The sequence below is a fragment of the Pseudomonadota bacterium genome, from assembly GCA_022572885.1.
Taxonomy (GTDB): domain Bacteria; phylum Pseudomonadota; class Gammaproteobacteria; order Steroidobacterales; family MnTg04; genus MnTg04.
Window position 1 is genome coordinate 47,307 of record JACZVC010000001.1, and the last position, 12,905, is coordinate 60,211.

Genomic DNA, 12,905 nt, shown 5'->3' on the forward strand with positions numbered 1-12,905 from the left:
ATCGCAGCGGAGGTGGCAAGCCGTCCGTCAGGCGCGGTGGTAGGGGTGGTTATGCAGCAAGCTCCAGGCTCGATAGATTTGCTCGGCCAGCAACACCCGAACCATCCCATGGGGCAAGGTCAGTGCGGACAAGGACAGCTTGAATTCGGCTTTTTGCAAACAGGCAGCGGACAAACCGTCCGGACCGCCAATCAACAAGGCGACATTCCGCCCGTCCTGGCGCCATTCCTCGAGACATTTGGCCAGCCCCTCGGTATCCAGCGATTTACCGGTGACCTCAAGGGCGACTACGCGATCGCCGGCCGGTACCTGGCGAAGCATGCGCTCGCCCTCGGCCTTCTTGGCCCGGTCACTGGAGGACCGCCGGGTGCGCAAGCCCAGCGGGATTTCCACCAGTTCCAGCCGGCAGTCACCGCCCAGGCGGCGCGCATACTCCTGGTAACCTTGTTCAACCCATGCCGGCATGCGGGTTCCGGCAGCGATCAGCGTCAGACGCATGGTGCAGCGCCGATCTAGAGACTGGACTGGCCGGCACGCCTGGCCACATCGCTGATTTTCCAGAGTTTCTCCAGGTTATAGAAATCTCTCACCTTCGGCAGCATCACATGCACCAGCACATCGTTCAGATCAACCAGGATCCAGTCGCCTTGTTGTTCGCCTTCCACGCCCAGGGGTTGGTGCCCGCTTTCCTTGGCTTTCATGACCACGTCATCGGCCAGCGAGCGCACGTGGCGACTGGATGTTCCGCTGACGATCACCATGGCGTCGGTGATGGTTGTCATGTCGCTGACATCCAGGATTTCGATATCTTGCCCTTTCAGGTCCTCAAGCGCCTCTACCACAAGGTCGATCAGGTTTTTGGTTTCCATGCAGCTCCTCGGTTTGTACAAACTGGTTCAGCCAGTGCTTTTCACTGGCGTCGATTCGCAATAGCAGCCGGTATCCGCGATTAGTTGCCGGACAGCGTCCGGCATCAAAAAGCGTGGGTCGCCGCCACTGGCGACCAGCTTTCTCAATCCGGAAGAAGAAATTTCCAGCTGAGTTACGGCGTGTATGTAAATTGACCCGGCCAGCGAGTCGTGCAGCTCGCCGACCCGCGCGGTACCACGATCAACCAGCAACTCGCCCAGCGGTCCCAGGCCTGGCGCGCGCCAGCCGGGCCGGTGGGCAACGACGACATGGGCCAGGTGAAGAATCTCACGCCACTGATACCACTTCGGCAAGCTGAGAAATACGTCCATGCCGACGATCAGGCACAGCGAGCGGCCGGGAAACTCAGCGCGCAATTCGCTGAGCGTATCGACCGAGTAGGACGGGCCCTGCCGCCTGATTTCGCGGTCATCGACCACAAAGCCATGCTGCGCCTCGGTCGCGGCCGTGACCATGGCCAGGCGATGCTCCGCGCTGGCGACTGCCGCCTCGCGGTGCGGTGGTACGCCGCATGGCATAAAGCGAAGTTCGGTCAGGCGCAATGCTTCGACCAGCTCGAACGCCGTACGCAGGTGCCCGTAATGGATCGGGTCGAAGGTGCCGCCAAAAATTCCGATCGGGTTCATGCCGCGGTCCCGACCTGTTTACCCGCCATCGTGCTGACGATAACGGCGAACTGGGCCCAGGCGTCGCCCGGGAGCTGACCCTTGCACATCGCATCCGCGCGGGTCGTTGCCATCAGCAATTGCCGGCACTTGTCGACGCCAAGCCGGCGGGCCCCCGGTTCCAATTGCCGGATCCTGAACGGCGCCATTTTTGCTCCGCTCCCCGGTGGCGCACCCGCGATCCGGCAAAGATCGATGATGTCGCGGGCCAGTGCCCAGCACACGATCTGCGGCGCCAGGTACTCTTCTTTCAGGCCATACAACACCCGCAGGGCGCGATCCGCCCTGCCGGCCAGCGCAGCCCCGGTCAGCTGGAATACATCGAAGCGGGCGCTGTCGGTTACCGCCTCGCTGACCGCTCTTTCGTCGACCGGACCCGAGCCACGCAACAACAACAGTTTCTGAATTTCCTGCGCTGCGGCCACCAGGTTTCCTTCGACACGGTCCGCCAACAAGCGCACCGCCGCGTTGTCCGGCTGGAGACCCGCCTGCTGCATACGGTCACGGACCCACTGCTGCATCATCTCGGGTTTTGGCGTCCAGGCGTCGATCCGCCGGCCGGCAGCGGTTAACGCCTTGGCCCAGGCAGCCTTCCTCAGCTCGGAGCGCTGCGCAGCGGAGGCGATAACCAGGAGAACGTCATGTTCGGGGGGGTCTGCCGCAATCTCCCGGAGTACGCGGCTGCCGATGGCCCCGGGCTTGCCGCCGGGGATGTGCATCTCGATCAGTTGCCGGTCACCGAACAGTGACATGTTGTCGCCACTGGCGGCCAGTTCCTGCCAGTCAAAATCATCGGTTGCAAAAAAGGTCTTGCGGATTGCGCCGGCAGCCCGCTGTCTGATGGCATCGACGGCTTCCTGGACCAACAACGGGTCATCCCCCGCGATCAGGTAGACAGGGTGCAAGGGTTCCATTTGTTCGGGGCTGTGCTGGTTATCGGTAGTCACTAAGGAATCTGTGTGCCTCGCCCGGGTGCAGCGAAGCGACTCTCAGGGCGGGCCAGTGGTTGTGCGGTTATTGTCATTGCCGGCATCACAGCGGCTGCATCCTGTCTCCACGCCAGGCCGGGCAAGCCTTTGGTTTCGTTGGTTTCATCATAACCGCGCGCTGCCGCGGCTGCCACCTTGATAAAAAGCCTGTCCCGGTCGAGCAGGCGACTTTTGCGACAATCGCCCCAATATCCACCTGGCACACAGCGTCGCCGGTTGAGCATCGATCAGGTCGATCCATTGCCGATAGAATTGAGCGAACGCAGCACTCGCCTGACCAGGTCCTGGGCCAGCGCCTCACGCAGGATTTCCTCCTCCTGGCGTTTGGCGAGCACGGTGGTCTGGTCGTAGGTGTAATCCCGCTCGACCGATATCACTTGCAAAGGCAACAGCTCACCGTCGTTCGACCTGACCCGATAGCTGACTGCATAAAACACTTGAAACTCGAGCGGCTGATTTTGGGCGGAAATGGTGACCAGCCGTTGCCCGGTATCGTCCCGGCTGATCACCAGCGTGGCCGTGGCCTGTGTCGGGTCGTTGGTCAGCGTGATGCCGGCGTCGACCAGCGCGCGGCGCAGCTGGCGATAGAACAGGCTGTAATGGTCACCGGCCTGCACGTAGGTTAACTGCATCTCCGCCGGCAACCGGTCGTACCTTTGCAACTGGTATCCGCAGCCAGCCAGCAACAGGCACACGCACGAGATCATCAGCCTAGACGACGACATTGACCAATCTTCCCGGCACCACAATCAACTTGCGAACCTTTTTGTCACCTACGAATCGTTGAACTATCTTGTCAGCCAGTGCCAGCCGTTCGATCAGCTCGCGATCGGCATTGGCCGCCACTGAGATTCGCGACCGGAGCTTGCCGTTTACCTGGATCACAATTTCCAGCATGTCCTGCGCTCTCGCGGCCTCGTCCACAGCCGGCCAGCGCACATCGATCACCGCCTGCGCATGACCCAGCTCCTGCCAGAGCCGGTGGCAAACATGCGGAACGATCGGCGACAGCAACAGGCAAGCCGCCTCCAGCGCCTCCTGAGTGACCGCCCTGCCCTGGACACTATGGTCTGCTGATTTCGATACATGGTTGAGTAGCTCCATGACCGCGGCAATCGCCGTATTGAAGGTAAAGCGGCGGCCGATATCGTCGCCGACCTTGGCAATCGTATCGTGCGTCTGGCGCCTGAGCTCTTTTTGCCCGGCATTCAACGCTGCGACATCCAGATCCTCTACCGTACCTTCACGGACATGCCGATACACCAGCTTCCACAGGCGCTTGAGAAAACGAAATGCCCCGTGGACGCCCTCATCCGACCAGTCCAGCGTTTGTTCCGGCGGTGATGCGAACATCATGAACAACCTGACCGTATCGGCGCCGAAACGGTCGATCATTCCTTGTGGATCGACGGTGTTGCCCTTGGACTTGGACATCTTCGCGCCATCTTTCAACACCATGCCCTGGGTCAGCAAACGGGCAAATGGCTCACCGCTTTTGATCAGCCCGAGATCGCGCATGGCCTTCTGGAAAAAGCGGGCATACAACAGGTGCAGAATCGCATGTTCGATGCCGCCGATGTACTGATCCACCGGCAGCCAGTAATCGGCACGCCGATCCAGCATCGCGTCCTTGCAGTCGTGGCTGGCGAAACGGGCGAAATACCAGGACGATTCGAAGAAAGTATCGAAAGTATCCGTCTCCCGCCTCGCCTCGCCGCCGCAGCCGGGACAAGGAACCTGGTAAAACTCCGCCATGTGCCGGAGCGGCGAACCCTCGCCGGTTACCGCCACGTCCTCGGGCAATATCACCGGTAACTGGTCTTCGGGAACCGGCACGTCGCCGCACTCTTCACAGTAAATCATCGGGATCGGCGCACCCCAATACCTTTGCCTGGAAACACCCCAGTCGCGCAGCCGGTAATTCGTCCGCCGGCCACCGATGCCGTTCTCGGCAAAATGCTCGGCCATGGCATCGAAAGCCTGCTGACTGCTCATGCCGGTATAGCTGTCCGAGTTGACCAGCGTGCCATAAGCGATGTTGGCGCCTGTTGAAAGATCGACTTCGCTGCCGTCATCCGGTTCGATGACCTGCACGATCGGCAGTCCGTATTTCGTGGCAAATTCCCAGTCACGGTGATCGTGGCCCGGCACCGCCATGACCGCACCCGTGCCATAAGTCATCAGGACGAAGTTGGCTGTCCACACGGGAATCTTGTTACCGGTCACCGGGTGGATTGCGTCCAGACCTAACGCCATGCCTTCTTTTTCCATGGTCTCGAGATCGGCTTCGGCGGTAACGGTGCTGCGGCATTTGTCGAGAAACGCCGCCAGTTCCGGGTTGCCGGCCGCGGCCTTGATCGCCAGCGGGTGCCCGGCGGCAACTGCCATATAGCTGACGCCCATCAAGGTATCGGGGCGGGTGGTGAATACGCTCAGCGGTTCTGCCTCGCCGGCGACCGGGAAGCTGATATCCAGCCCTTGGGATCGTCCGATCCAGTTTTGCTGCATGGTACGAACCGCTTCCGGCCAGTGCTCCAGGCGATCGAGTTCCGCCAGCAACTCGTCCGCATACGCGGTAATACGCATGAACCACTGCGGGATTTCGCGGCGCTCGACCAGCGCCCCGGACCGCCAGCCACGGCCGTCTATGACTTGCTCGTTGGCGAGCACGGTCTGGTCAACCGGGTCCCAGTTGACCGCCGCGTTTTTCTTGTACACCAAACCCTTTTTATACAATTGCACGAACAACCACTGCTCCCAGCGGTAGTAATCCGGTTTGCAGGTCGTCAGTTCGCGATTCCAGTCATAGGCAAAACCAAGTGCCCGCAACTGTTCCTGCATGTATGCGATGTTCTGGTAGGTCCATTTTGCAGGCGGCACTTTGTTCTGTATCGCCGCGTTTTCAGCCGGCATGCCGAAGGCGTCAAAGCCGATCGGCTGCATCACGTTACGCCCCTGCATGCGCTGGTAGCGGCTGATGACATCGCCAATGGTGTAATTCCGGACATGCCCCATGTGCAACCGTCCGCTGGGGTAGGGAAACATGCTCAGGCAATAAAATTTTTCGCCATCCGCGTCTTCGCGGGCAGCAAAACTCGCGTGCTCGTCCCACCAGGCCTGCGCCTGTGCTTCGATCGGTTTTGGCAGGTAATTCTCTTCCATGGGTTCTGCGCCTATTGCTCCCGGCAGCCCGTTGTATCGAGCGCGCAAGGATACCGTAGCCGAAGCGGTGGCGACACTATCGTGACCGCCAGGTCCGCCGGTACAGCAGTAGCGCGACCAGCGATGTCAGAACCGTCACCAGCAGCGGCCAGTTGCCGAAACGCACATACAAGGTCTCACCGGACAACGGCTGAACCGTGGCGTCGATCACGGCCGGCACAAACTGCCGCGACACTTCGAGCAGTTCGCCGCGCGAGCCGATCACGGCGGAAATCCCGTTGTTGGTCGCCCTGAGCAGGTAACGCCGCGCTTCCATCGCGCGCATGCGGGCAATCTGCAAGTGCTGATGCGGCGCGATGGTATCGCCAAACCAGGCATCGTTGCTGACATTTACCAGCAACGCCGCGGCCGGTAAAAATACCCGTTGCTCGGCGCCATAGGCGATTTCGTAACAAATGCTGGGCGCCACTTTAATGCCGTTGACCAGCATCGGCGGCTGGTCGTCCCGCCCCGCTTCGAAATCCGTGTAGGGCAGGTTTTGCAAGCGCATCCAGCGGCGAACGAATTCAGGCACCGGGAAAAACTCACCGAAAGGCACCAGGTGGCGTTTGTAATAAATCTCCACCTGCGGTCCGAGACCCAGCAGCGTATTGCGGTATGCCCCACTGTCGGGTTCGAAGTCGATGATCCCCAGCAACAGCGTATTGCCTTGTTCCAGCATGCGTTTGCGCAATGTCATCAGATAGCCGTCAACCTGGGCGATCAGCGCGGGGATGGCTGCCTCCGGCCAGATCACCAGGTCGCTGTCCCAGTGCCCATCGGTCATCGACACGTACAAATCCTGGGTCGGCACCAGCATCTCGGGCAGCCATTTCTGTTCCTGCGGAATCGCAGCCTGCACGATGGTGACCGATATCTGGTCACCGGCATCCGCAGTCCATTGAACACGCCCGAGCAAGGCGGCGGCCGACCAGAGCACAACGATTACCGCAGCGCCGAGTATTTTCTGGCGCCGCTGGCCCAGCAGCATGGCGAGCAGGCCGCCGCTAACCACCGCCACGGCCAGGCTGACCCCGTATACACCCAATACCGGCGCCAGCGCGCCCAGCCAGGTATCGGTCTGGCTGTATCCCAGGCCCAGCCACGGAAAGCCGGTCAGAAACCAGCCACGCCACCACTCCATCAAAATCCAGGTGAAGGGCAATCCGACCAGCCAGCCGAGCGGACCACGCTGCAGTCTCCCGCGGACGACCAGGTAACCGAGCAATGCGTGATACAAGCCCATGATCGCGACCAGCCCAAGCATCAGCAACAGAGCCAGCGCCAGCGGCGCTTTCCCCAGGACATGGATCGAGTGGTAAAGCCAGTAGGTGCCCGCAAGGAAAACGCCGGCGCCGAACAGGAAGCCTTTGCGTGCCGCCTGCCTCGCATCGTCGGTCTGCCAGCAGAGAAACAAGACGCCCAGGCAAAGCGGCGCCAGCGGCCACCATTGCAACGGCGCGAATGCCATCGGCAACAGCAAGCCCGAGACCGACGCTGCCAGGTCCCCCCGGCGACCGCGCGACCATCCGATCAAAGGGCGGCCAACCCCGTGCTACTGGTCTTTTTCCACACCGGGGATGTCCTTTCCGCTGACCGTTACCTGGAGAGTATCTATGCGACGACGGCCCGCGCGAGTCACTTTGAACGCGAAACCGTCAATGGTGACGGTTTCGTCGCGCCCGGGCAGTTTGCCCATTTCGCTGAGGATCAGGCCGCCGACAGTGCCATAGTCTTCATCGCTGAATTCGCTGCCAAAGTACTCGTTGAAATCATCGATACGGGTCAGCGCGTGCACGCTGAACTGGGTCGCACTGTCGCGCTGAATAAAAATGTCTTCCTCGATATCGTGCTCGTCGTCGATATCGCCGACGATCTGCTCGAGCACGTCCTCGATGGTCAGTAGACCCGCCACTCCGCCGTATTCATCGACGACGATCGCCATGTGATTGTGGCTGGCGCGAAATTCCTTGAGCAGGGATTTCAGGCGCTTGCTTTCAGGGATGAATACCGCAGCGCGCATATACTCACGCATATCGAACGCGCTGTTGCCGCCATCGGCAAAATAGCGCAGCAAATCTTTTGCCATCAGGATACCGGCGACCTCGTCGCGGTAATCGCCGATAACGGGAAAACGCGAGTGGCCGGATTCGATGATAATCGGCAATATGTCGCGCGCATCGGCATCGTGCTCCACGACCACCATTAGCGAGCGCGGGACCATGATTTCGCGGACATGGGTGTCGGAAACTTCGAATACGCCTTCCAGCATCGCCTGTTCATCAGCATCAAACAGGCCTTTCTTGCTGGCCCTCCGAAGATACTCGACAACTTCTGCGCGATCCTTCGGAGCGGCGCCGAACCGTTGCCTGATCCGGCTCAGCCAGCGGCGCTGCCGCGGACCGTTAGTACTTGGAGGCTGGTCGTCGGACATAGCTCAGTCTACCACGGTAACCGGCCCTGGCTAAGCATGGTGCAGCCAAACTGGCTGGCGTTAGCCGGGATGCTCATAAGGATCCGGGTAACCGATCGAGGCCAGGATGGCGGTTTCCAGGGCTTCCATTTTGGCTGTCTCGTCCGCCTGCTGATGATCGTGCCCCAGCAAATGCAAAACGCCATGGATAACCAGGTGGGCCCAGTGCGCATGCGAGTCCTTGCCCTGCGCCGCCGCCTCGCGCTCGAGTAGCGGCGCGCAGATTACCAGGTCGCCCAGCAATGGATGGTCAACCCCCCCCGGCAGATCGGCCGGGAACGACAACACGTTGGTCGGCCGGTCCTGGCTCCGGTATTTCTTGTTCATGGCCTGGCTTTCAGGTTCACCGACGATACGAATGGTAATTTCATGTTCCCCGCGGCGCCGCTGCAAGGCAGCGCTGACCCAGGCGTGCAACTGCTTCTCACCGGGTACCGTTGCCAAATCGCAAAGCACCTGCACGGCAAGCTCGACACCTGGCCCGGGCAAGGCGTCAGTCCTCTTCGTCGTGTTTCGCATAGGCCTCGACTATGGCTTGCACCAGCGGATGGCGAACCACATCCTGCGCGTCGAAGCGGGAGAAACTGACGCGTTTGACCCTGGACAGGATGCGCACGACCTGGTTGAGTCCCGATTCCTGCCCGCGCGGCAGATCGGTCTGGGTGATGTCGCCGGTCACCACCGCACGCGACCCGAAACCGATGCGGGTCAGAAACATTTTCATTTGCTCGGCACTGGTGTTCTGTGCTTCGTCCAGGATCACAAAGCTCTCGCTCAGCGACCGCCCGCGCATGAACGCCAGTGGCGCCACTTCGATAATACTTTTTTCCACCAGCCGGGCGACCCGCTCAAAGCCCAGCATTTCATACAGGGCGTCGTACATCGGCCGCAGATAAGGATCGATCTTCTGCATCAGGTCCCCGGGCAGGAACCCGAGTCGCTCGCCGGCTTCCACCGCCGGCCTGACCAGGATGATGCGGCGAACCTCTTCCTGCTCCAGCGCTTCGATCGCGCGCGCCACCGCCAGGTAGGTCTTGCCCGTACCGGCCGGACCGATACCAAAAGTCAGGTCGCTGCTGCGCATGTTGTGCAGGTAGGTGAGCTGGTTGCGGCCGCGGCAACGGATCACCTTGCGGCGCGTGCGCACTTCTCCATTGAGCGTGCTGTCTTCGTCAACCGGCGTCATGCCGGCTTCGCGCAGCGCCATGTGGACACTCTCGGGATCCAGGTCTTCATCGCCCGCCTGCCGGTAGAGTTGCGTCAAAACCGTGCCCGCGGTCTCTATGTTCTGCGGGTCGCCGGCGATGTTGAAGTGGTTTCCCCTGGCGCTGACATCCACGCCGAAATGCTTCTCGATCAGCTTCAGGTGCTGGTCGAACTGGCCACACAGCCGGGCCAGCCGTTGGTTGTCGGCGGGTTCCATTGTCAGTTCCAGCAATCGTTCGCTCATTCAGGCAACGCGGCGCTCGATTTCGAGGCGGCCGCGCAGGGAATTCGGCAGCGCCTCGGTGATAACTACGTCGGCGAACTGATTGATCAGCGACCGGTCGCCGTCAAAATTCACCCAGCGATTGTTTTCCGTGCGGCCTGACAGCTGGCGGGGGTTCTTCGGCGATGGCTTTTCGACCAGCACCCGCTGCACCGTGCCCACCATCGCGCGGCTGATTTCCTGCGCCTGCTGGTTGATCCGCTGTTGGAGCACAACCAAGCGCCGCTGCTTTTCTTCAGCGCTGCATTCATCGGCGTATGCGGCGGCCGGCGTGCCGGGTCTAGCCGAGTAAATAAAACTGAAGGACTGGTCGAAACCGACATCGGCGATCAGCTGCATGGTGGCGGCAAAATCCCGCTCGGTCTCGCCGGGAAAGCCGACGATAAAATCCGACGAAATCGAGATACCCGGCCGTACCTTGCGCAGGCGCCTGATCTTTTGCTTGTATTCGAGCGTCGTGTGGCCGCGCTTCATCAGGGCGAGGATGCGATCCGAGCCGCTTTGCACCGGCAGGTGCAGGAAATTGACCAGCTTGGGAATCTCGGCATAGGCTGCGATCAAGCTGTCGCTAAACTCTACCGGGTGTGAAGTCGTAAAGCGGATCCGCTCGACACCGCCGATCGCCGCGACAAAATGAATCAAGGTTGCGAGATCCGCCTCGATGCCGTCGTTCATCGGCCCACGATAGGCGTTGACGTTCTGCCCGAGCAAGTTGATGTCCCGCACACCCTGCTCGGCAAGCTGCACGACCTCGGCGATGATGTCATCGAACGGGCGGCTAAATTCCTCGCCGCGGGTATAGGGTACGACGCAAAAGGTGCAATACTTGCTGCATCCTTCCATCACCGAAACGAATGCCGTTGCCCCGTCGGCGCGCGGTTGCGGCAGGGCATCGAATTTCTCGATCTCCGGGAAACTGATATCGACCTGGCCTTCACCGGTCGCGCGCAATTTATCGACCATCGCCGGCAGACGGTGCAGTGTCTGTGGGCCAAAAACCAGATCGACATAGGGGGCGCGCCGGCGGATGGCCTCCCCTTCCTGTGAAGCCACGCAACCACCGACACCGATGACCAGCCCGGGCCGGTCTTTTTTCCATTTCTTCCAGCGGCCCAGTTGCGAAAACACCTTTTCCTGGGCCTTTTCGCGGATCGAACAGGTATTGAGCAACAGGATGTCCGCCTGTTCCGGGTCGTCAGTCAATTCCAGGCCGTGCGACTCCCTGAGTACATCCGCCATTTTGTCGGAGTCGTACTCATTCATCTGGCAACCAAAAGTCTTGATATAGAGTTTTCCTGGCATCGTGCTGACAAAGACCGGCCAAGCTGGCCTGTTAAAAGATCTAAGTTACTATTTTTCCTTGCGTTTTTCCAGCGCCACGCAACAAACCCTGACTAACGGATGTAGCCGAGGCTTTCCAGCTTGATCAGGATCTGGTGCGCGGCATTGTCCGGTGAAATATGCTGGGTATCGATGTCGACCTCCGGAGTCTTGGGTTTTTCGTATGGATCGGAAATACCCGTGAATTCCTTGATGATGCCTGCCCGCGCCTTCGCATAGAGACCTTTCCGGTCGCGTTGCTCGCAGACTTCCAGGGACGTCGAAACATACACCTCGATAAAGCCGCCGTATTGCTCAATCGACTCCCTGACCTTGCGTCGCGTAGCCGAATAAGGCGCGATCGGCGCACAGATTGCGATACCGCCGTTCTTGACGATCTCGCTGGCGACGAAGCCAATGCGCAGAATGTTCAGGTCGCGGTGCTCGCGCGAGAAACCCAGTTCGCTCGACAGGTTTTTCCTGACGATATCGCCATCCAGCAGCGTGACCGGGCGGCCACCCATTTCCATCAGTTTGGTCATCAGCGCGTTGGCTATCGTTGACTTCCCTGAGCCCGACAGACCGGTAAAAAACACCGCCATCCCTTGATTGTGACGAGCCGGATGGGTCTTGCGCAACTCCTCCACGACATCGCCATAAGAAAACCAGTCAGGTATATCCAGACCTTCCTGTAACCGCCGGCGAAACTCGGTACCGGAAATATTCAGCACCGTCTGCTCTTCGGTCGTTTCATCGGCCGGGATGTACTGGGCCTTTTCCTGGACATAGACCATCATCTTGAACGGCACCATTTCGATGCCGATTTCATCGGCGTATTGCTCGATCAGATCCTGCGCATCGTATGGACCGTAAAAAGGCTGGTCATTCGAATCGTTACCGGGACCGGCATGGTCGCGACCCACAATAAAATGCGTGCAACCGAAATTCTTCCGGATCAAAGCATGCCACACGGCTTCGCGCGGGCCGCCCATACGCATCGCCAGCGGCAACAGGCTGAGCGCCGTGGTCTGCTCCGGATATTGACTGAGTATGTGCTCGTAACAACGGACCCGCGTGAAATGATCGATATCGCCTGCCTTGGTCATGCCGACAACCGGGTGGATCAGCAGATTGGCTTCGACATCGCGCGCCGCGCGAAAAGTCAGCTCCTGGTGGGCGCGGTGCATGGGATTGCGGGTCTGGAACGCGACGATTTTCCGCCAGCCCATTTTTTCGAATCGCCGCCGGAGCTCGGTGGGCGTTTCCCTGAGATGTTTGAAATCGTAATGCTCCGGAGATTCGATGCCGACCAGGCGACCACCCAGATAAACCGGGTGCGCAATATGATTGAGGTAATGGACCGCCGGGTGTTTATCGTCTGTCGTGCCAAGGACCGCTTTGGCTTCGGCGGCTTTGTCCGCCTGCCAGATATCGTCGATCGCCAGCGTGGCGATCAGCACGCCTTCGTGGTCGCGCAGGGCGATCTCGTCGCCTGCGACCAGTTCGCCGGCGAACTGCTCACTGACATCCAGCGTGATCGGCATCGGCCACAGCGTACCGTCGGCCAGGCGCATGTCCTTCAGCACCGAGTCGTAATCGGCCTGGTTCAGAAATCCTTCCAGCGGGGAAAACGCGCCACAAAGCAGCAGCTCGATATCGCACAATTGCCGGTCGCTCAAGTCCCAGGATTTTAGGTTGCGCGCTTTTTCTTGCGCACCCTCGCGTTGTTCATCGGGCAGGTAAAGAATTTTCAGTTCTCCGCCATGCGGAGCGATTAATTTTGACATGTTGTAACTCAAGTTGTGATCTAAAAAAAACGGGTTGGGGAAAAACAATCG

At 60.0% G+C, this 12,905-nt stretch carries 12 protein-coding genes; all 12 read right to left on the reverse strand.

Going from position 1 to position 12,905, the window contains the following annotated elements:
- Nucleotides 1-27: 27 nt before the first annotated feature.
- A complete protein-coding gene (gene rlmH, locus IIA05_00235; protein MCH9025529.1) occupies nt 28-498 on the reverse strand; it encodes a 23S rRNA (pseudouridine(1915)-N(3))-methyltransferase RlmH in 471 nt (156 codons plus the stop codon).
- Nucleotides 499-512: 14 nt separating this feature from the next.
- Nucleotides 513-869 (reverse strand): ribosome silencing factor, encoded by a 357-nt coding sequence (rsfS, locus tag IIA05_00240; GenBank protein ID MCH9025530.1) that lies wholly within the window; start codon nt 867-869, stop codon nt 513-515.
- 27 nt (nt 870-896) lie between these two features.
- Nucleotides 897-1,556, reverse strand: coding sequence for a nicotinate-nucleotide adenylyltransferase (gene nadD, locus IIA05_00245; GenBank protein MCH9025531.1), 660 nt, complete (start codon nt 1,554-1,556; stop codon nt 897-899).
- Nucleotides 1,553-2,542 carry a DNA polymerase III subunit delta gene (gene holA, locus IIA05_00250; GenBank protein MCH9025532.1) on the reverse strand — a complete coding sequence of 330 codons (990 nt, stop codon included), beginning with the start codon at nt 2,540-2,542 and terminating at the stop codon, nt 1,553-1,555. Before holA ends, nadD begins: the two co-directional genes overlap by 4 nt.
- A 269-nt stretch (nt 2,543-2,811) precedes the next feature.
- On the reverse strand, nt 2,812-3,309 hold the full coding sequence (locus IIA05_00255; protein MCH9025533.1) for a hypothetical protein: 498 nt from the start codon (nt 3,307-3,309) through the stop codon (nt 2,812-2,814).
- The gene (locus IIA05_00260) at nt 3,296-5,746 is read right to left on the reverse strand and encodes a leucine--tRNA ligase (protein MCH9025534.1); all 2,451 of its coding nucleotides are present in this window, start codon (nt 5,744-5,746) and stop codon (nt 3,296-3,298) included. Before IIA05_00260 ends, IIA05_00255 begins: the two co-directional genes overlap by 14 nt.
- 76 nt (nt 5,747-5,822) lie before the next feature.
- Nucleotides 5,823-7,322 carry an apolipoprotein N-acyltransferase gene (lnt, locus tag IIA05_00265; GenBank protein ID MCH9025535.1) on the reverse strand — a complete coding sequence of 500 codons (1,500 nt, stop codon included), beginning with the start codon at nt 7,320-7,322 and terminating at the stop codon, nt 5,823-5,825.
- A gap of 18 nt (nt 7,323-7,340) precedes the next feature.
- Nucleotides 7,341-8,219: a CBS domain-containing protein gene (locus IIA05_00270; protein ID MCH9025536.1), complete on the reverse strand. Its 879-nt coding sequence runs from the start codon at nt 8,217-8,219 to the stop codon at nt 7,341-7,343.
- Nucleotides 8,220-8,279: 60 nt separating this feature from the next.
- Entirely contained in the window at nt 8,280-8,777 is a 498-nt protein-coding gene (gene ybeY / locus IIA05_00275) for an rRNA maturation RNase YbeY (protein ID MCH9025537.1), read from the reverse strand.
- Complete coding sequence (locus IIA05_00280) at nt 8,752-9,708, reverse strand: PhoH family protein (GenBank protein ID MCH9025538.1); 957 nt, start codon at nt 9,706-9,708, stop codon at nt 8,752-8,754. Before IIA05_00280 ends, ybeY begins: the two co-directional genes overlap by 26 nt.
- Nucleotides 9,709-11,049: a tRNA (N6-isopentenyl adenosine(37)-C2)-methylthiotransferase MiaB gene (gene miaB, locus IIA05_00285; GenBank protein ID MCH9025539.1), complete on the reverse strand. Its 1,341-nt coding sequence runs from the start codon at nt 11,047-11,049 to the stop codon at nt 9,709-9,711.
- A 92-nt stretch (nt 11,050-11,141) separates the two neighbouring features.
- On the reverse strand, nt 11,142-12,854 hold the full coding sequence (locus IIA05_00290) for a bifunctional sulfate adenylyltransferase/adenylylsulfate kinase (protein MCH9025540.1): 1,713 nt from the start codon (nt 12,852-12,854) through the stop codon (nt 11,142-11,144).
- Between the last annotated feature and the right edge of the window lie 51 nt (nt 12,855-12,905).